At 45.3% G+C, this 19,851-nt stretch carries 23 protein-coding genes; 8 read left to right on the forward strand and 15 right to left on the reverse strand.

What is annotated here, in order from left to right; all coding sequences use genetic code 11:
- Positions 1-31: 31 nt before the first annotated feature.
- The 12 genes from mgtE to MASE_RS03365 all read right to left on the reverse strand — a co-directional run bounded on the left by mgtE (position 32) and on the right by MASE_RS03365 (position 9,411).
- Entirely contained in the window at positions 32-1,390 is a 1,359-nt protein-coding gene (gene mgtE, locus MASE_RS03310; RefSeq protein WP_014948338.1) for a magnesium transporter, read from the reverse strand.
- Between the two features lie 174 nt (positions 1,391-1,564).
- A complete protein-coding gene (locus MASE_RS03315) occupies positions 1,565-1,837 on the reverse strand; it encodes an HPr family phosphocarrier protein (RefSeq protein WP_014948339.1) in 273 nt (90 codons plus the stop codon).
- Entirely contained in the window at positions 1,837-2,682 is an 846-nt protein-coding gene (rapZ, locus tag MASE_RS03320) for an RNase adapter RapZ (RefSeq protein ID WP_014948340.1), read from the reverse strand. Before rapZ ends, MASE_RS03315 begins: the two co-directional genes overlap by 1 nt.
- Before the next feature lie 84 nt (positions 2,683-2,766).
- A complete protein-coding gene (gene ptsN / locus MASE_RS03325; RefSeq protein WP_014948341.1) occupies positions 2,767-3,210 on the reverse strand; it encodes a PTS IIA-like nitrogen regulatory protein PtsN in 444 nt (147 codons plus the stop codon).
- 13 nt (positions 3,211-3,223) lie between these two features.
- Positions 3,224-3,511, reverse strand: coding sequence for a ribosome hibernation promoting factor (hpf, locus tag MASE_RS03330; RefSeq protein WP_012517338.1), 288 nt, complete (start codon positions 3,509-3,511; stop codon positions 3,224-3,226).
- 30 nt (positions 3,512-3,541) lie between these two features.
- Positions 3,542-5,023 (reverse strand): RNA polymerase factor sigma-54, encoded by a 1,482-nt coding sequence (locus tag MASE_RS03335; RefSeq protein ID WP_014948342.1) that lies wholly within the window; start codon positions 5,021-5,023, stop codon positions 3,542-3,544.
- A gap of 73 nt (positions 5,024-5,096) precedes the next feature.
- Positions 5,097-5,822 carry an LPS export ABC transporter ATP-binding protein gene (gene lptB / locus MASE_RS03340; protein WP_014948343.1) on the reverse strand — a complete coding sequence of 242 codons (726 nt, stop codon included), beginning with the start codon at positions 5,820-5,822 and terminating at the stop codon, positions 5,097-5,099.
- Positions 5,823-5,824: 2 nt separating this feature from the next.
- Positions 5,825-6,379 carry a lipopolysaccharide transport periplasmic protein LptA gene (gene lptA, locus MASE_RS03345; protein ID WP_014948344.1) on the reverse strand — a complete coding sequence of 185 codons (555 nt, stop codon included), beginning with the start codon at positions 6,377-6,379 and terminating at the stop codon, positions 5,825-5,827.
- Complete coding sequence (lptC, locus tag MASE_RS03350) at positions 6,348-6,926, reverse strand: LPS export ABC transporter periplasmic protein LptC (protein ID WP_014948345.1); 579 nt, start codon at positions 6,924-6,926, stop codon at positions 6,348-6,350. The genes lptA and lptC overlap by 32 nt, the downstream gene beginning before the upstream one ends.
- A complete protein-coding gene (kdsC, locus tag MASE_RS03355) occupies positions 6,923-7,471 on the reverse strand; it encodes a 3-deoxy-manno-octulosonate-8-phosphatase KdsC (protein ID WP_014948346.1) in 549 nt (182 codons plus the stop codon). Before kdsC ends, lptC begins: the two co-directional genes overlap by 4 nt.
- Entirely contained in the window at positions 7,472-8,452 is a 981-nt protein-coding gene (locus tag MASE_RS03360; RefSeq protein WP_014948347.1) for a KpsF/GutQ family sugar-phosphate isomerase, read from the reverse strand. It lies immediately after the preceding gene.
- Between the two features lie 2 nt (positions 8,453-8,454).
- Positions 8,455-9,411: a calcium/sodium antiporter gene (locus tag MASE_RS03365; RefSeq protein WP_014948348.1), complete on the reverse strand. Its 957-nt coding sequence runs from the start codon at positions 9,409-9,411 to the stop codon at positions 8,455-8,457.
- Between the two features lie 764 nt (positions 9,412-10,175).
- Here MASE_RS03365 and mlaF point away from each other — a divergent pair.
- From mlaF to murA, 7 genes are all read left to right on the forward strand, one after another.
- Complete coding sequence (gene mlaF / locus MASE_RS03370; RefSeq protein WP_014948349.1) at positions 10,176-10,976, forward strand: phospholipid ABC transporter ATP-binding protein MlaF; 801 nt, start codon at positions 10,176-10,178, stop codon at positions 10,974-10,976.
- Positions 10,973-11,749, forward strand: coding sequence for a lipid asymmetry maintenance ABC transporter permease subunit MlaE (gene mlaE, locus MASE_RS03375; protein WP_014948350.1), 777 nt, complete (start codon positions 10,973-10,975; stop codon positions 11,747-11,749). Before mlaF ends, mlaE begins: the two co-directional genes overlap by 4 nt.
- 9 nt (positions 11,750-11,758) lie before the next feature.
- Positions 11,759-12,232 carry an outer membrane lipid asymmetry maintenance protein MlaD gene (mlaD, locus tag MASE_RS03380; RefSeq protein ID WP_014948351.1) on the forward strand — a complete coding sequence of 158 codons (474 nt, stop codon included), beginning with the start codon at positions 11,759-11,761 and terminating at the stop codon, positions 12,230-12,232.
- A gap of 118 nt (positions 12,233-12,350) precedes the next feature.
- Positions 12,351-13,016 carry an MlaC/ttg2D family ABC transporter substrate-binding protein gene (locus MASE_RS03385; RefSeq protein ID WP_014948352.1) on the forward strand — a complete coding sequence of 222 codons (666 nt, stop codon included), beginning with the start codon at positions 12,351-12,353 and terminating at the stop codon, positions 13,014-13,016.
- The gene (locus MASE_RS03390) at positions 13,013-13,321 is read left to right on the forward strand and encodes an STAS domain-containing protein (protein ID WP_014948353.1); all 309 of its coding nucleotides are present in this window, start codon (positions 13,013-13,015) and stop codon (positions 13,319-13,321) included. Before MASE_RS03385 ends, MASE_RS03390 begins: the two co-directional genes overlap by 4 nt.
- A gap of 29 nt (positions 13,322-13,350) precedes the next feature.
- Complete coding sequence (locus tag MASE_RS03395) at positions 13,351-13,608, forward strand: BolA family protein (protein ID WP_014948354.1); 258 nt, start codon at positions 13,351-13,353, stop codon at positions 13,606-13,608.
- Between the two features lie 12 nt (positions 13,609-13,620).
- Complete coding sequence (gene murA / locus MASE_RS03400; protein ID WP_014948355.1) at positions 13,621-14,883, forward strand: UDP-N-acetylglucosamine 1-carboxyvinyltransferase; 1,263 nt, start codon at positions 13,621-13,623, stop codon at positions 14,881-14,883.
- Positions 14,884-15,028: 145 nt separating this feature from the next.
- Here the strand turns inward: murA and MASE_RS03405 are convergent, their stop codons facing one another.
- The 3 genes from MASE_RS03405 to MASE_RS03415 all read right to left on the reverse strand — a co-directional run bounded on the left by MASE_RS03405 (position 15,029) and on the right by MASE_RS03415 (position 18,403).
- Positions 15,029-16,099 carry a trypsin-like peptidase domain-containing protein gene (locus MASE_RS03405; RefSeq protein WP_014948356.1) on the reverse strand — a complete coding sequence of 357 codons (1,071 nt, stop codon included), beginning with the start codon at positions 16,097-16,099 and terminating at the stop codon, positions 15,029-15,031.
- A 419-nt stretch (positions 16,100-16,518) separates the two neighbouring features.
- Entirely contained in the window at positions 16,519-17,880 is a 1,362-nt protein-coding gene (locus MASE_RS03410; RefSeq protein WP_014948357.1) for a DegQ family serine endoprotease, read from the reverse strand.
- 88 nt (positions 17,881-17,968) lie between these two features.
- Positions 17,969-18,403 carry a ZapG family protein gene (locus MASE_RS03415; protein WP_014948358.1) on the reverse strand — a complete coding sequence of 145 codons (435 nt, stop codon included), beginning with the start codon at positions 18,401-18,403 and terminating at the stop codon, positions 17,969-17,971.
- Between the two features lie 255 nt (positions 18,404-18,658).
- Between MASE_RS03415 and zapE the strand changes: the two genes are divergently transcribed.
- Positions 18,659-19,756, forward strand: coding sequence for a cell division protein ZapE (gene zapE, locus MASE_RS03420; protein ID WP_014948359.1), 1,098 nt, complete (start codon positions 18,659-18,661; stop codon positions 19,754-19,756).
- Positions 19,757-19,851: the final 95 nt, after the last annotated feature.

Genomic DNA, 19,851 nt, shown 5'->3' on the forward strand with positions numbered 1-19,851 from the left:
GCCCTATCAGGCATGAGAGTTCAAAATTAACTTAAATTAGAAACAGCGTCGCAGTACCTAAGAAAGCAAAAATACCCACTACATCGGTTATCGTAGTTAAGATAACACTGCCAGCTAGGGCAGGGTCTATCTTAAGACGCTTCATGATCATAGGTAAGGTTGCACCCGCTAAAGCAGCCGCAATCATGTTTACCATCATGGCAAAGGCAATAATTACGCCCAGCATGTAATCTTGTTTCCATAACGCGATGACAGAGGCAATAAGCACCGCCCAAATGGCACCGTTTAAAAAGCCGATGGATATTTCTTTACTGATAAGCCATCGTGAGTTACTCGCGTTAACATGGCCTAGTGCCATACCGCGAATAACTAGCGTTAGCGTCTGATTACCCGCTACACCGCCCATACTGGGGACAATGGTATTTAATATAGCTAACACAGCCAGTTGGCTGAGCGTTGCTTCAAATAGATCACTCACCATCGCAGCCATTAGCGCCGTCACTAAGTTTACCGCCAGCCACACCGAGCGTCGTTTGGTACTTTGCATAACGGGTGCAAAGGTATCTTCGTCGTCATCAAGACCCGCCATACTCATCATCGAGTGCTCGGCGTCCTCACGAATAATATCAACCACGTCATCAATGGTAATTCGGCCCACTAAGCGATGGTTTTCATCTACAACAGGTGCTGAAAGCCAATTGTATCGCTCGAACAGGCTCGCCACTTCGTCGTCTGGCATATTCACAGGAATCGCTTCAGATTCCTCGTCCATAACGTCAGACACTTTATCGTCGGTATCTGCGGTGAGTAAACGGGTAACCGGAACAATACCAACAAGGTTGTCAGTTCGGTTTACCACGTAAAACGTATCCGTATTCTCAGGTAGCTCACCTTTTAAGCGGATATAGCGCAGAACCACGTCAATGGTCACATCTGGACGTAATGTGATGGTGTCGGTGTTCATGATGAAACCAGCGGTTTCCTCACCGTAAGACAGCGCTTGCTCTGCGCGCACGCGATCTTGTGCATCCATCGAATCTAGAATATCGGCCAATACTGGCTCGGGAAGGCTGCTTAGCGTCTCTGCTAAGTCATCGGTATCCATCTCTTCAAGTGCGTCAACCACATTAGCGGGAAGCATTTTTGTAATGATACCGTTTCGAACATCGTCAGACAGTTCTTCTAAAATGTCGCCGTGAAAGTCACCATCAATGAGCTCCCATAATTCGTCACGGGTTCTGCTAGGGCTAGATTCAAGAATGTGGGCGACGTCTGAAGGCGGTAATTCAAGCAGAAGCTTACGTACAGATACGAATTGACCGTTGGTCAACGCAGCGTTGAGTGCGCGTAACTGAGTTTGTACGTATTTAGAAACAAGCGCTTCTGCCATAAGGCGTTATTCCTACAAGCTAAAAGATGAACAATGCAGGCCATAGAGCCTAAGTGGGCGTAGAATATCGCAATTATGATGAGTCTGTCATGATAATTGCGTAGGTTTTGCGCAGGATTTTAAGATAACTGCGCTAAGTGTTGATTAATTGGTCAATGGATTGGGCAAGTAAGACTATTCGTCTTCGTTAAATCTGCCCTCAATAAGCTCTTCAATAGCTGCAAGTGCATCAACAGCATCACTGCCGTCCACAATCACGTCTACCTGTTCACCTTGATGGCTTTCAAGCATCATTAATCCCAATACACTGCTTGCGTCTGCTTCTTTATCGCCTTTTTTTAAGATGATTTTAGCGTCGAATTGATTAGCCAGTTTAACCAGTTGGGTCGCCGCTCTTGCATGCAACCCTAACTTATTGACGATAGTTAGCGTTTTTTGAATAGTCATTACTGATTCAGCTCTCTATGACGAATTTGAACATCAGGGTGTATTTCACTGAAGGTTTTCGACAGGGTCTGTGCGATATAAACCGAACGGTGTTGGCCACCAGTACAGCCAATCGCTACGGTTACGTAACTTCTGTTATTGCGCTCTAAATGAGGCAGCCATGTCGTTATTAAATTCTGAATTTGCCAAATGAACTTGGTCACTACAGGCTGCGACCCCAAAAATACTTCTACTGGTGCGTCTAATCCGGTCAGATGTTTAAGGTCGGGCTCCCAATGGGGGTTAGGTAAAAAGCGGGCATCAAAAACGTAATCCGCATCTTTAGGAATACCGTGCTTAAAGCCAAACGACTCAAACACAAGCACAAGGCGTGAGCTTTTCTTACCCAAGATACGCTCTCGAATTAACTCTGCCAGTTGGTGAATGGTAAGCTTATCTGTGTCTAAATATAAATCTGCGCGTTCAGCAATAGGAGCAAGTAGGGCTGACTCGGCTTTAATGGCTTCTGAAAGCGATTTATTAAGCTTGGCGAGAGGGTGAAGACGACGTGTTTCGCTAAAACGCTTAACCAGTACATCATCGCTCGCGTCAATGTAAACAATGGTCATCGACCACGAAGAAGGCAGGTAGTCTAGAATTTCTACCAAATCGTCAGGATTTTTAGGTAAGTTTCTCACATCGATACTTACCGCAACCTGATCGTACTCGTCAACAACTGTATGGGTTAAGGTGGGAAGTAAGTTTACAGGGATATTATCAACACAGTAATAACCTAAATCTTCCAATGCGCGAAGTGCGACAGACTTACCAGACCCCGAACGACCACTGATTATTATCAGCTTCACCTACTTTCTCCCTAATACTCTGGTTTTATCACATACGCGTTGTTGAATTAGGCGCCTACTAAACGGTTAATAGGCGCTTAATGTTTAACTTAATGCAGATAGAATATCGTCGCTTGTCGTTGCGCGACGTATTGCTTTAATCGTTTCTTTGTCGCTTAGTTTACCAGCCACGGTGGCCAGCGTTTGAAGGTGTCCTTCGGTCTGTTCCTCGGGAACGAGTAGCGCAAAAAAGATGTCTACGGGTTTCTCGTCAAGGGCGTCAAAGTCGATTGCTGGCGTGCTGGTTACAACAATGGCAATCACTTTCTCAAGGCCCGGCAGGCGTCCGTGGGGCAGGGCGATACCATTGCCAATGCCTGTACTACCCATACGCTCTCGAGCCATCAAACTGTTGAGTATCGTTGCCTGATCAATGTTCTCGTTTTGCTTGGCAGCGATATCAGCGATGATCTCAAGAATTCGCTTTTTACTATTACACTGAACCGCACACTCGGTGCGGTCCAGACTTACGATGGCTTGTATATCCATGCTTAATTAACTACTAATGTTTTTTCAGTTTTTCCTTATGCTTGATTACCTGCCGGTCGAGTTTATCAACCATGCTGTCAATCGCCGCATACATGTCGGTATTTTCTGAGGATGCGAATACTTCAGCGCCACTTAAATGAACGGTCGCTTCGGCTTTTTGATTTAATTTTTCAACGTTCAGGATGACATGCACATTAGAAATGTGATCAAAGTGACGTTCAAGTTTGCTGAACTTCGTATCGACATAATTACGCAAAGAGTCGGTGATTTCGACATGATGACCAGTAAGGTTGATTTGCATATTTCGTCTTCCTTATATTATTAAGCCCGATTAAATAAGGCTTTTGCGTTGGTTCGACGGCGGGATCGACAACGATTCCCGGTACTTTGCTATTGTTCGCCGGGCAACTTTAATGCCTTGTTCGGCCAACAATGAAGCAATCTTGCTATCACTTAGCGGCTTGCTAGGCTTTTCAGCGGCCACTAATTTCTTGATCAATGCACGAATCGCTGTAGATGAACATTCACCACCAGACTCTGTTGCAACGTGGCTTGAGAAGAAATACTTCAATTCGAAGATTCCACGTGGCGTATGCATGTACTTTTGCGTTGTCACTCGCGAAATAGTGGATTCGTGCATATCTACCATTTCTGCGACATCATTTAGCACCATTGGTTTCATCATTTCCGGGCCGTGCTCAAAAAAGCCCATTTGCTGCTGCACAATGCAGTTTGCAACCTTCATTAAGGTTTCGTTACGAGATTCAAGGCTCTTTATGAACCACTTAGCCTCTTGCATGTGTGAGCGGATGAATTGTGAATCGCTACTATTCTTGGCACGGCGACTCATTGCAGCGTATTGTTGATTTACGCTTAACTTAGGCAGACTGTCGGGGTTCAGCTCAACCACCCAACGGCCATTTTTCTTGGTTACTGAGACATCAGGAATAACGTACTCAGGCTCTTTAGTAACTAAAGCACTACCTGGGCGAGGATTCAAGGTTTGCAGTAAACGCATTGCCTCGCGTAGCTGATCTTCTTTCAATCGGCTTTTACGCATAAGCGTACGATAGTCTTTGCTGCTCAGTAAGTCAGAGTACTCTTCAATCAGTTGCTTTGCTTCAGCAAGCCACGGTGTGTCTTCTGAAAACTGGCGCAATTGCACCATCAAACATTCTTGTGGAGAGCGTGAGCCAGAACCAATAGGGTCGAACATCTGAATGCGCTTAAGCACACATTCTATTTCGTCCATTTCAATCGGCTCTTCCATATCATCATCGTTAACCGCTTCTAAAATATCATCAAGGGTAACGGTTAAATAACCTGACTCGTCAATAGAGTCGATGATTGCTGTAGCGATTGCGCGATCGGTATCCGAGAAGTGGGTAAGGCGCATTTGCCAAAGAAGGTGCTCTTGAATATCTTCAGTAGTCTCACCTTGGAAGATTTGCTCGTCGTCATTGGATGGACCCGGAGCTGGCGAAGATGAAGCAGAGTAGTATTCGTCCCATGTGCTGTCGATTGGCAGCTCATCGGGAAGATCGTTTTTCTCAAGTGCATCGCCGGCTTCTAGTGTGTCACTAGATGCAGAAGCAGTGGCCTCAGAGCCGCTGTCATCGTTGTCGATATTGTTCTTTTCTAGTTGCGGCTCGTCGTTACCTTCTTCAACTTCTAATAGCGGATTAGAATCGAGCGCTTCTTGGATCTCTTGTTGAAGATCAAGTGTAGAAAGCTGCAGCAGTTTAATGGCCTGCTGAAGCTGTGGTGTCATGGTAAGTTGTTGGCTAAATTTTAGCTGTAAAGATGGTTTCATCTACGTCTTATTTAAATGCTCTAAATTGAATATACCAGAGCGAAACTGAAAAATGGCAATTCGGTTACATTAACTATAGCCTGAATTGTTCGCCTAGGTATACATCCCTTACTTTTTGATTACTTAAAACCTGTTCCGCCGTTCCTTGCGCAATAAGCTCGCCATGACTCACAATGTACGCCTTTTCACAAACATCCAATGTCTCTCGTACGTTATGGTCTGTGATAAGGATTCCAATACCCCTATCGCGAAGATGTTGTATTATCTTCTTTATATCATTAACTGATATTGGATCAACACCAGCAAATGGTTCGTCTAACAAAATAAATTGCGGTTTTGCTGCCAGAGCGCGGGCAATCTCAACGCGACGGCGTTCGCCCCCTGACAAACTCATCCCCGTACTATTACGTATATGGTTAATATTAAATTCATCAAGTAGCGCATCAGCTTCTTCTTCTTGCTGTTGTGAATTTAAATCTTTACGGGTTTGCAAAATGGCCATGATATTTTCATGCACTGTGAGCTTTCTGAAAATAGAGGCTTCCTGCGGTAGGTAGCCAATTCCGCGGCGTGCGCGCTCGTGCATGGGCTGATGAGTTAGCTCATTGTCGTCGATTTCAATCTTGCCTTTATCCAGATTCACTAAACCAACAATCATGTAGAATGTGGTGGTCTTACCAGCGCCATTTGGGCCAAGAAGACCAACAATTTGACCCGTTGAGACAGACAGACTTACATCTCGAACAACCTGTCTTGACTTGTAAGCCTTAGCAAGATTTTTAGCGCTCAAAGTTGCCATTGCTATTCATTGCCCTCGTTGTCTTTTTTGTCTTTCTTAGACGAAGTTTTGCGAATGGTCTCAGGTGTGAATACTGTGGTCACTCGACCCTCACCATCCTTACCTGCGCCGCCAGTCGCTAGCAATTGCTCGGTAATCATATCGAACGTGATGTTGTCACCCTGTACTTTACTGGTGTCTTGTTTCAACTCTGCGTTTCCAGCAAGAGAAATCGTTCGGTTCACCACTTCATAGCGTATTTCATTAGCTTTTGCCGAAACTGGCGTGCCGTCTTCCAATTGCTGGGAATAGCTTGCAGGCTTTCCTCTAGCAATAAATATTTCACGACCACCACCGTCAGTGGCAATTACTTCCACTTCGTCAGCTTCAATAACCAAAGAGCCTTGAGTTATGAGTACGTCGTCTTTGTACAACGCGGTTTTATTTTTACCGTCGATAAACTGGGTGTTCGAGCCTATTTTTATGGGCTGCGAAAAATCATCTTCACTGGCGTGTACCGCACCGCTAGCGATGGCAAGCAATAAACTAGTTGCTAGGGGAATAAGTGGTTTGTACATGATCTAAAAGCTCGTATTCTTGTGTGCGTAAATTCGCGTTAAACCCATTACTTAAAATGACATATTGGGTGCCCAGTATTTCAACGGGTTGGTCAGATGTCATTTGCTTGGTTTCTAAATTAATTTGAATGTACTCGGTCGATATACTTCTGACAAAGTCATCGCCAGTTTGGTTCTCAATATTAACTTGGTTTTCCAGCTGGATTAGCTCGTTATTGTATAGTGTACCTTCATCAGCGGTTACCACCCATGGTGATGACGCGTTTTCTGTATAAAGGGTGTATTTAGGTTGCTGAAACAATACAAAGCCAAGCTGGTCGTAATGCTCCATCGACTCTGCAAATACTTTGTGATTTAACTCACCGTCTTGATTGTACAGCGTAGTGGTTAGATTTTTTGCTTTGTAGGCGGGCTTTAGCGCATCGTTTTCACGATTCCCCTGCGTTTCAGGCTGCTCTTCCATCCACGTAGGGATGTACATCAGCATCGCCAGAATAAATAGCGCCGATATACTTAATCCTAAGCGATTAAAGCCAAACAGGCTCATACACTAGCTCCAAAAATCTCATTTGCTACCCCTTTGGCCTGCAAAATGGTATCCGATATTTCTCGGACCGCGCCAAACCCTCCGGGAAGGGTCGTAATCCAGTTTGCTTGTTTTGCTACGTAAGGATGGGCATCGGCAACCGCAATTTTAACCGCAACGTGCTTGTACATACCCGTATCTGGCATGTCATCACCTACCGCAGCCACTTCGTCAGTGTTTAACTCAAGGTGCTTCATCAGGTCGCTAAGCGCGTCTGCTTTATTCTCTTCGCCTTGAATTATATGTGCAACATTCAGTGCCTTCATTCTATTTTCAACAATGGCAGAGCGACGTCCAGTAATAACCGCGACATTCACTCCATTGCTCACTAGCGCTTTTACACCATATCCATCACGGGTATGGAATGCTTTAAGTTCTTCACCGTCGTTACCTAAGTAAATTCGGCCATCTGAGAACACACCATCAACGTCGCATACCAGCAACTTTATCTTGGCTAGTTTTGCGAAAAGCGAGTCATTTATTTCCGTGTACAAGGTGGTTGTCATTTAAAGCACTCCTGCTTTTAGTAGCATATGCATGTTAAAAGCCCCAACAGGTTTGCGCTTATCGTCAGTAACCATTAACGCACTAATTTTATGGGTTTCCATCAAATTCAGGGCTTCTACAGCCAGCTGACCTGCGGTGGTAGTCTTGCCGCCTTTAGTCATTACTTCTTCTACTGTCGCACTGTGTACGTCTACGCGGGCATCGAGGATTCGTCGTAGGTCGCCATCCGTAAAGACGCCTGTCAGCGTACCGTCTGCCGCTATCACGCCTGTCATACCCAATCCCTTTTTAGATATTTCCAGCAGTGCGTCAGCGACAGAAGCACTGGCATGGACAAGGGGGATATCACTGCCGCTTAGCATGATATCGCTAACTTTAAGCAGAAGTTTTCTGCCTAAACTACCGCCTGGGTGCGAAAGCGCAAAGTCATCTGAGGTGAAACCTTTTTGGTCGAGCAGTGCTACCGCAAGCGCATCACCCATAACCAGTGTGGCGGTTGTGCTTGACGTAGGAGCAAGACCTAGCGAACACGCTTCTTTTTCAACGCTGATATCAAGTACGACATCTGCGTGTTGCCCCAATGAACTGGAAGCACTGTTGGTCATGGCGACCACCTGTATGCCTAAGCGCTTAACTACGGGCAATAAGTTAACTAGCTCGTTAGTCTCGCCAGAATTAGAGATGGCGAGTAAGACATCGCCTTTGCTTAGCATGCCCAAGTCGCCATGGTTGGCTTCACCAGGGTGCATGAAAAATGCAGGAGTACCTGTACTGGCAAGCGTAGCGGCAATTTTATTTCCGATATGCCCAGACTTTCCCATACCACTCACGACAACTTTACCCTTGCAGGCAAAGAGAATATTACAGGCAGCGATAAATTCATTGTTTAAGCGCTCTGCCAGATTAGCAATAGCCTGTGTTTCAATTTCAATAACGCGCTTCGCTGAGTCGATATAGTTCATCTGAGTTTGTGTATTCATGATTATCCGAATAGCCAGAATTGATAGCCGATAAAGCAAGCCAGAAGTATGAATCCATTTGTTCTTGATATTGTACGTTTGCCGATTAAATCGAAGCTGAACAAGAACAATAATAATGTTAAACCAAGCATTACGTACATATCTCGGTTGTAAACGTCAGGGTCCAGGATACCAGGCGCGATTAACCCAGGCATGCCAAGTACGGCAAGCAGGTTGAAGATATTTGAGCCGATGATATTACCCAGTGCTAAATCGTCTTCCCCTTTCAGTACACCAGCAACACTTGCTGCTAGTTCAGGTAGACTTGTACCAAACGCAATAATCGTTAGTCCGATAACCAAATCCGAAATGCCCATGTATCTGGCAATTTCTACTGCTGAGTTCACCAAAAAGTGAGCACTTAATGGCAGTATTACAAGGCCTACACCAATCCAAATGAGGGCTGACGTATTTGAAACGCCTTTGGGGATTTCATCTGCGGTTTCCGCAACCAGAGGATCTTCTTTATCTACCTGTAGCGACAACCACGCCATCATTGCCAGTACGAAAATGAACAGGCCTAGTAGGATAATACCTTCATAAGACTTAAGTTCACCGTCAAACATAAAGCCAATGGCAATCAATGAGATGATAAGGAGTGCTGGAAGCTCGCGCTTTAATGTTGTTGATGAAACAAGCAATGGTTTCACTAGCGCGGTTATACCTAAAACTAGCGCGATGTTCGTGATGTTAGAACCTAGCGCGTTACCCACGGCGGTGTTCATATTGCCATTTGCGGAGGCTATGGCGGAAACCACAATTTCAGGTGCCGAAGATCCCATAGCGACAATCGTTAGTCCGATCATCATTGGAGAAATGCCGATGTTTTTTGCTAATGCTGAGGCGCCATATACAAACCGGTCAGCGCTCCAACTCAGTACAATCAGCCCAACAAGAAAAATGACAATGTTTAAAAGCACAACAACCTGTAATAGAAAGTATTTCGCTAGATTGTCGCAAAAAGAGTGCCATTTGCCTATGCTCGCAGCGTTTTATTTTCGCCAAATACTGTCAATTGACGTAAATTTCCGCTGAATACGCAAATTAGGTCGCACTTACACACACAAGACTTCATATTCAGTTTCAGTTAAGAAACAACAAAATAGGATGGTATTAGGATTGATTTGGGAGGCTTGTAGGATACTAGATGGGCACTTGGGCGTGAGATACCGAATACCAGTCCGCATAGATAATTGCCCACTCAGAAGGCGCTGGCAAGTTTCCTAGCGAAGCGTGGGAATGCAGGAATGGCTGTTCCCTTTCAAATTCCCAGAATGAAGCTAGGAAGTTTCACGCCGCGATTACGAACATTTTAACTCTCGCTGCGTGGGTAATAATCTATACGGACTGGTATATATTCGTCTTAATCGAACATAACTTGTAACTTTTTGACTTTGGCGAGGGGCTTGAAAAAGCGTACAATGCCCTTAAATTACACCGCCCAGACAAGGTGTTCTAAGCAATGTCTGGCGATATAAATTCAAAAAAGTACACTGGAGAGTAAACTTTTTTGATTTTATGCGCTCATAAAGTAAACTGTGCAGTAAACCTTAAGAGTGGATCAAGTGAAGGCACAGAAATTGAATACTCACTTACTCTTATAATTTTAAAATTTTCTAAGTGGATTGAACGCGTTATTTTATAAGGTCTCAATCCAACGTCAGGGGTCGACATTTAAGTAACTATGGATCATTTAGTTGAAGTAGATAACCTTACCTTTAAGCGCGCTGATCGCATCATTTATGATGGGATATCGCTAAAGGTACCCAAAGGCAAAATTACTGCGGTAATGGGGCCAAGTGGTATAGGTAAAACCACGCTGCTGCGCCTTATTGGCGGGCAGTTAACGCCAGATGAAGGTGACGTTAGATTCGACGGCGATTCGATTGTTTCTATGTCGAGAAAAACGCTATATGAGACACGTCGTAGAATGAGCATGCTTTTTCAAAGTGGTGCGCTTTTTACCGATATGAGTGTGTTCGATAACGTGGCGTTTCCACTTCGCGAACATACAAAACTTTCTGAAGACGTTATTGCGACAATTGTCGCTTTAAAGCTACAGGCAGTAGGATTGCGCGGTGCAGCTCAGTTAATGCCTAGTGAATTATCTGGTGGTATGGCGCGCAGGGCTGCTTTGGCTAGGGCGATTGCACTAGATCCAGATTTAATCATGTACGACGAACCCTTTGCAGGACAAGATCCTATATCAATGGGTGTGCTGGTTAAGCTTATTCGTGAATTAAACGACGCACTTAATCTAACCAGTATTGTGGTGACTCACGATGTCACTGAAGTACTGACCATTGCCGATTATATTTATATCTTAGCTGACAAGCGGGTTATCGGTGAAGGAACGGCGCAGCAAATCAAAGAAAGTGACTCTGAATTAGTCCAACAGTTCTTGAAAGGAAAAGCAGATGGTCCGGTACCATTTCATTATCCTGCACCTGATTTGAAAGCAAGCTTCTTGGGGGCAGATAAATGAAGTTCTTCCAATCAATAGGCGCTAAAACGATAGGGAAGGTCACTGCGGTTGGTCGAGCAGCTCTTATGTTATTCGGTGCGTTAATCGCTGTTCCTCGGCTTAAAAATGTACCGCTGGTGATTAAGCAATTGTATGTAGTGGGCGTTCAGTCGCTACTCATTATTATGGTGTCGGGGTTATTCATCGGCATGGTAATGGCGCTACAAGGCTACACCATTTTGGTTGATTATGGCGCAGAAGGTAGCTTAGGCCCCATGGTCGCACTTTCATTGTTAAGAGAGCTTGGTCCGGTAGTTACCGCATTGCTTTTTGCTGGGCGAGCTGGCTCAGCCTTAACAGCTGAAATAGGCTTAATGAAAGCCACTGAGCAGCTGAGTAGTTTAGAGATGATGGCGGTAGACCCGCTACGACGTATTGTCGCACCGCGTTTTTGGGCGGGAATGTTAGCGATGCCTATGCTTGCCATTATTTTCAGTGCCATTGGTATTTTAGGCGGCCACTTAGTGGGTGTTGATTGGTTAGGCGTTGATGCAGGCAGCTACTGGTCAATTATGCAATCGACAGTAGATTGGAACCAGGATGTCATAAACGGCGTAATAAAAAGCCTCGTGTTTGCCTTGGTTGTGACGTGGATTGCCATATTTAAAGGTTACGATTCTATTCCAACATCGGAAGGGATCAGCAAAGCGACTACCGAAACGGTGGTCTATTCATCATTAGCAGTATTAGGGCTGGACTTCGTGCTAACCGCCCTTATGTTTGGTATCGAGTAGGGGATTGGAATGAGTAAGTATAAAACGGAAGTAATGGTTGGTGTGTTTGTCATGCTTACAATCGGTGCGTTGTTGTTATTGGCACTGAAAGTAGCAAACCAAACGGTAGCCACCGAAGGCGATACCTACACGTTATACGCAAAATTCGACAATATTGGCGGCTTAAAGCCGAGATCGGCAGTAAAGGTTGGTGGGGTAACGGTTGGCCGTGTGTCATCGATTACGCTAGACCAAGAAGATTTTACGCCAGTGGTTGAGCTGTCAATTTTAAATGAATACAACGGCTTTCCAGAAACCAGCTCTGTGTCTATTTTGACCTCGGGTTTGCTAGGCGAACAGTATGTTGGCTTCCAACCTGGCTTCTCTTTCGACGGTGTCGCTAATTTACAGAATGGCGATTACCTTCAGGATACTAAGTCAGCTTTGGTTCTTGAAGATCTCATTGGTCAGTTCTTATTTAATCGCGGAAGCGACGAAGACTAATCGCAGTATTACGGCCAGACGTATATTACCAGGTCGTTAAATTATTCCAGCGGGGTGATGAAACTTATTGGATTGCCATCAGGTCTGCTAAATAGAGTTTTAAGTTAGGAGAGTAATTTTGAAAAAGTTTATGGTAGCACTTGGCATCTTCATGATGTCTGTAGCGGGCATAGCGAATGCACAAGAAGTTAATGAACAAAACCCGTATGAATTGGTTCAAGACGTAGCAAACCGCACGTTTGAGCGCATCAAAGCGAACCAAGCAGCGATCAAAGCTGATCCTGAAATGCTACGCACTATTATGGAAGAAGAATTAGTACCTCATATCGACTACAAATTCGCTGCTTTTATGGTACTAGGAAAACACTTTAAGTCAGTACCTCAAGAGAAGATGGGCGAGTACATCAGCGTATTTCGTCAATATTTGGTAACAACCTACGCTGTGGCAATGGGCTACTACGACAACCAAGAAGTCATCTTTGAGCCTGAATCATCTTTTGATGATAAAAAATCAGTAACAGTGCGTGCAGTGGTTCAAGATCCAAACCGCCCTGAAATCAAAATTGCTTTTAAAGTTCGTAAAGATAGTAAAACGAACGAGTGGAAAGCCTACGATATGGTTGCTGAAGGCATCAGCATGCTAAACAGCAAGCGTAGCGAATTTGAATCAATCCTTCGTCAAGACGGTATCGATGCAGTTATCGCACTAATGCGCGACAAAATTGGTAAGCCAGTTGAGCTTAAGCAAGGCGAGCCAATCGAAATCGAAGGAGAGGCTGAGTGAGCCTATTCGAGGTAAACGACAAAGGCAATGTAGTGGTTCACGGTCATCTTGACCGTGAAACGCTGTCGAAGAATTTCTGGGATAGTTTGGACGGAAATGAGCGTAGTACCTTGATTAACAATAAAAGATGTCTTGTTGATTTAAGTGATGTTGAGCGCGCAGACAGTGCAGGTTTGGCTTGGCTTATTAATGCCGTTAGGGATGCAAAGCAAAATGGTGTTAGCATGAGCCTATATAAAATGCCTGAGAAGCTACGTAAGCTTGCTAAAATAAGCGACGCAGATAGCTTTTTACCCGTAGAATAAACACCCGTTAGCGAATTAAGAAGTAAGTTATGGAATTGTCTGAAATTGAAAAAATCTTGAAAGATGCGTTAGACCTTCACGAAGTCCATGTAAAGGGCGAAGGTTCGCATTTTAATATTATTGCGGTAAGCGATGCTTTTAATGGAATGAGCCGTGTGAAGCGCCAGCAAGCGGTATATGCGCCCTTGGCTGATAAAATTGCAGACGGCAGCATGCATGCAATTACCATCAAGACGTTTTCAGTAAAAGACTGGGAGCGTGAGCGCCAGTTTAATATTCCTCAATAATAGGCGTAGCACGTGGATAAACTCGTAATTAAAAAGGGCCCTGCGCTCAACGGTACCGTGCGCATCTCTGGCGCTAAAAACGCGGCCTTGCCATTGTTGATGACAAGCTTGCTGACCGACTCTCCTTGTCGTTACACCAACGTTCCTCGTCTTCGTGACATCAATACAACGACGGCACTTTTGCGTGAATTAGGGGTTGAAGTCGCACTACCCGCACCTAACGATATCGTTATCGATGCGAGTACGCTACAAAGCGTTACAGCGTCCTATGAGTTAGTACGTACTATGCGTGCGTCTATCTTGGTACTTGGCCCACTGTTAGCTAAGCAAGGTAAAGCGAATGTCTCTTTGCCCGGTGGCTGTGCTATAGGTGCGCGCCCGGTAAATCTTCATTTAACTGGCCTTGAAAAGATGGGCGCGAAGATTGAAGTAGACGAAGGCTATATTCGAGCCGAAGTCGATGGGCGTCTGAAAGGTGCGCGTATTTTCATGGATATGGTAAGCGTGGGTGCCACTGAAAACCTACTGATGGCAGCGGCGCTGGCTGACGGAACAACCATTCTTGAAAACGCGGCACGCGAGCCCGAAATCGTTGATTTAGCAAACTGTCTTATTCAGATGGGCGCGAAAATTAGCGGTGCAGGAAGCGATAAAATAACCATTGAGGGCGTGGAAACCTTAAACGGTTGTGATTATGCAGTACTGCCTGACCGTATAGAAACCGGTACTTTCTTGGTAGCGGCTGCTGTGACAGGTGGGAAAATACGCTGTACTCATGCGGCGCCAGATACATTAGATGCAGTGCTAGATAAGCTAGAGCAAGCCGGAGCTAAAATCACCACTGGTGATGACTGGATAGAGCTAGACATGGAAGGGCGCAAACCACAGGCTGTGCGAGTAAAAACCGCACCACACCCAGCATTCCCTACGGATATGCAGGCGCAGTTTGTTACCTTAAACTGTGTTGCCGAAGGCACGGGCGTAATTACAGAAACCATTTTTGAAAACCGCTTCATGCACGTGCCAGAGTTACAACGTATGGGCGCAGAAATCGCGTTAGAAGCGAACTCAGCAGTGTCTAAAGGCAGCTCAAGCCTTAAAGGAGCTCCGGTAATGGCTACTGACCTGCGCGCGTCGGCAAGCTTGGTGATAGCTGGGCTCATCGCAGAAGGTGAGACTCACGTGAATCGCATTTATCACTTAGACCGTGGTTATGAAGCCATTGAAGAGAAGCTGGGTGGCTTGGGTGCCATCATTGAAAGAGTGAAAGAATAACTCAAGGTTTCGCACTTCTACGAAAAAGCGCCAGATAGCATATCTATCTGGCGCTTTTTTTGTGTCTATTATCTATGCGGGCTGGTATTAAATCTTCACGTTTAAAACTCGGGAAGCCGAACTAATCTGCCAGCTCCAACAATACTTATTGACCAGCGCGAAGCTCTGCGACCGTTGCCGTAAGAGTAATCGAACGCCCGTCGCGGCTGAGCTCAATTTCAAGTTCTGTACCGGGCTCGGTTTCGGCAATCATATCCAACGTTTTTGATGCGCTTTCTAAACGTACGCCGTCTATGGCTACTATGATGTCGCCAGGGCGGATACCCGCGATGTCGGCAGGGCTGCCTTTAGCTACTGCTGAAACGTCTATGCCTGGTCGGTTGCGGTTTTCACCGCCAACAAAACCAAGCTGCCCGCGAACAACACGTCCATTGCTGATAATTTCATCCATGACTCGCTTAGCTAATTCGTAAGGCACGGCAAAGTTAATGCCGTCTACATTGCGAGCGCGATTATTTGAATCTAGCACTTGGAAGTTGGCGTTAGTGATACCCAGCAAAATACCATTGCTATCTACCAGTGCGCCACCAGAGTTACCTTGGTTCAAAACTGCGTCGGTTTGAATGAAATCAACATAATTAGATAGACCATTTCGTCCGGCTCTGCTTACTATGCCTTGAGTAATGGTTTGTCCCAGATCGAAAGGATTACCAATCGCCATCACCACATCACCCACATGGGTGTCAGGTTCTGACACCTGAGGAATAATGTGCAGGTTATCAGCGGTGACTTTTAACACGGCAAGGTCGGTCAGTGGGTCGGTGCCCACAATTTGCGCTTCCAAAATACGTCCATCTTGAACCGCTACGTAAATGCTATCGGCATCTGCAACTACGTGGTGACAGGTAAGCAAATAGCCATTTTCTGTCATGATAACGCCAGAACCCAAATTGGTGCGCCCACGAGATTGATTTCTGAATAGGCCTGAACCGTTCTCAATACTGACGCTGTAGATATTGACTACTGCAGGCGCAGAGCGGCTCAGGGCAGTAAAATAGCTTTCGCGACTAGCGCTTACTGATGGAGAGTTAAAGAATCCTTGAGCAAGGCCTTTGCCTTGACGTAGATCGGGTAGGAAAACTAACAGTAGTGCAGCAACAGCTACGCCAAGAAATACAGATTTTAGTAAGAAGTTAAAAATTGAGCGGCCAGTCACAAATCACACTTTTTGTTATCTGTCGCACTTAATTAATACGTGCCGTTAACTTAGCACTACTTCACAATCTTAAAGCGCAACATTCTTAAATTATCATCTTACGGCAAAGGATATCACTTTATTTAATAAACTACCGTAATGAAACGCAAATTTTGTGCAACTCAATTTGCACTAGCATGTACTTCAAAACCTTTCATGCTGTTCATACAGCCTTATTTACGTGGACATAGGTGTAGCTTGAGAATGCGGCTTATCAGAGGAGCCCGTAAAGAAGCCCCGTTAGGAAGCTAGGAGCACACTGTTTTCAAAGGTTATCATTTGAAAACAAAAACGGCGCTAATAAAGCGCCGTTTTTATGCTAATCCTCAGCTTGGACACTAACGCGTCTGAGCGGAGGATGTAATTGAAGAGCTACATTGCTACTGTCTGATTACCAAGTAAAGCGTAGAGTTTCCACGTTTTACATTTAGTGCGATAACGCCTTTGGCTTCGTCTAGTGCATTTCTGAACTCTGCAACCGTAGACGTACGTACGCGGTTAACGCCGATTATCACATCATCAGATTGAAGGCCTATTCGCGCCGCAGGCGCACCACGCTCGATATCAGAAACCACTACGCCAGCATTACCAGCATCGTCAGTGCCGTTAGACAGGGTTGCACCTTCTAGGGCTGGGTGAATTTGAGCAGCCGTCACTGTCGTGTCTGTAGCGTCATCTAATACAACGTCTACGTTCATTTTCTTACCTTTGCGCATTACCGTGAGCTCAACTTCAGCGCCCGCGCCCATACTCGCAATTTTTGCGCGCAGTTCTTGGAAGCTATGAAGTTTACGACCATTAATGGCAGTAATAATATCACCGGCTTGCAGACCACCTTTTTCAGCGGCAGAGTCTGGCTGCACTTCGCTCACGAACGCACCAATGTTCACTTCCGCATTCATGGCTTCGGCAAGGCCCGCGTCAATATCGCTACCTAAAATGCCTAGAAGGCCACGGCGAACTTCACCAAATTCTGCAATTTGATCAATTAGGCTTTTCATCATATTGGCAGGAATAGCAAAACCAATACCGACGTTGCCGCCGTTAGGACCAAAAATAGCGGTGTTGATACCAACCAGTTCACCGTGAAGGTTAACTAACGCACCGCCTGAGTTACCTCGGTTAATTGCTGCGTCGGTCTGAATAAAGTCTTCATAACCGCCAATGTTCAAGCCAGAGCGGCCCAGAGCGCTCACAATACCAGAGGTAACTGTTTGAGAAAGACCAAACGGATTACCTATTGCTACTACAAAGTCACCTACGCGCAGCGCGTCAGAATCGGCAAGCGGTAACGCTTTTAAATCATCAGGTTCTATTTTAAGTAACGCGATATCGCTTTGCTCGTCGGAGCCTAGCTTTTTCGCCTTAAACTCGCGACCGTCAGTTAACTTTACGGTGATTTCATCTGCATTATCAACAACGTGGTTGTTGGTAACGACATAACCTTTATCGGCATCAATGATGACACCAGAACCAAGACCTCGGAAAGGACGTTCTTGAACCTGCTCTTGCGGGGCGCCGAAGAAGTAGCGAAACATCTCGGGTACACGCTGCGTAGAGGTTTGTGTTCCTTCTACCGCAATGCTCACTACCGCTGGGGTAGCTTCTTCTAGCATAGGGGCTAAAGAGGGAACTTCATCTTTCTTATCAGAAAAGAACGGTAACGCCGCCTGTGTGCTAGCAGTAAAGCCCAATGAACTTACAACAACGGCAGACGCCAATAGACAATGGCGGAAAGACATTTTCATGTTCGCTTACACTCCTTCATGTTATATGCGACATAGCATGGTTTCACTAAAAGAGTCCGAGGTCGTGATAAAGTTCCCGATGTTACTGTTTTTCTGCGGTATTCTTATCAGATCCGCCGACGAACAGCCCAGAACCCGAGTTAGCGAAGTCTCTTGGCTGTGTGTCAGATACACGCTGAACTCTCGATTTGTCAGACCCTTTTAGGTTGTTACGTAAATACGTAGTTGCTTGTTCCCCATAAAAAGGAACTTTGCTGTCATCATCGCTGCCTTGCTCAAGCAGCAATTCATACTCTTCAATTTGTTGCTTTAAGGTTTCGCACTGGCTTTCAATGCTCTCTAAGCTTTGACGAGTTTGATGAATGTGGTGTTGCGCCTGCTGTGCGAGGATCTCTTTAACTTGCTTCTCAGTCTGTGCAGTATTGCCTGCGCCCTGCTTTTGTTGAAAAAAGCGACCTGCGAAAAAGCCAATAATTAACCCAACTACTAACAAAGCAAGAGATACTAACAATTCCATTATATTCTCCGAATCAATCTACATCTTGCAGCCGACCTTTACTTCTACGATCTAAAAGCTGCTTTCGACCATACGCTGAATATAGCAAGGTCGAACCCGAAAAGCGCATACATCGTGACATTTATTCGGTGTATGTCGAATTTCAATGTGAGATTCTACCGTGATTTCCATTAAAATTAAGGTCATAATTGAGAAATTCAAGCAGGTCGGTGCAGCAAGCGCCGCTATTGACTTTTGTACGGAGTGGTTTCGGCGATGACGCCATGGGAAAAATATCAGCTAGATCTTCAGTCGTCTGACTTTCATTACGACGCGGCGCAAGAAAATGCAGTAAAAGAACTTCAACGTTTGTTTGATGAACTTACCCAACCTGAAAAGAAAACGACGTGGCGGGTAAAGTTAAAAGCAGCGTTTGGGAAAGGCCATGCGAAGCCTGGTATCCAGGGCATTTACTTTTACGGTGGTGTAGGGCGAGGCAAAACCTATTTAGTAGATACATTCTACGACTGTTTGCCTTTCGAAAAGAAAATGCGCGTGCATTTTCACCGCTTTATGTACCGTGTACACGATGAACTAAAGCAGCTTAAAAACGCACAAGACCCGCTAAAGCTGGTAGCGGCTAAGTTAGCAAAAGAAGCGCGGGTAATATGCTTTGACGAGTTTTTCGTGTCTGATATAACCGATGCCATGATCTTAGGCACGTTAATGGAAGAGCTGTTTGGTCACGGTATTGTGCTGGTGGCGACGTCAAACATAGTCCCTGACGATTTGTATAAAAACGGATTGCAGCGTGCGCGGTTCTTACCTGCTATCGATCTACTCAATCAGAATACCCGCGTGGTAAACGTTGATAGCGGTATTGATTATCGTCTTAGAACGTTAGAGCAAGCCGAAATTTATCACTACCCACTTGATGGCGAAGCCACCGAAAACTTGCATAGCTACTTTTCTCAATTAGCTCCGGAAGAAGGCTCTAAAGGCGAAGATATTGAGGTGAACAACCGAAAAATACCGACGCTTAGAAACGCTGACGGGGTATTGATGATTGATTTTAAAGCCTTGTGTGGCGGGCCCAGAAGCCAGAGCGACTACATTGAGTTAAGCCGTTGTTATCACTCAGTGCTTTTAGCCAATGTTAGGGAAATGGGCCAGCATAATGACGATGTGGCGCGTCGTTTTATTGCGATGGTGGACGAATTTTACGAGCGAAATGTAAAGCTGATCATATCTGCAGAAGTCGCGCTGGAAAGCTTGTACACCGAGGGGCTACTTAATTTTGAGTTCAGGCGCTGTCTTAGCCGCTTAAAGGAAATGCAGTCACACGACTACCTAGCAACCGAGCATTTGCCGTAAGCATAAATATGGGGTCAGAGTACATTTTGACCTCATTAAAAATGTGAAAGCTACTAACCTACACCCTTTCTAGGGGCGTTCACATTGGTATTACA

Origin of the sequence: Alteromonas macleodii ATCC 27126, from assembly GCF_000172635.2 — a bacterium.
Lineage (GTDB): Bacteria > Pseudomonadota > Gammaproteobacteria > Enterobacterales > Alteromonadaceae > Alteromonas > Alteromonas macleodii.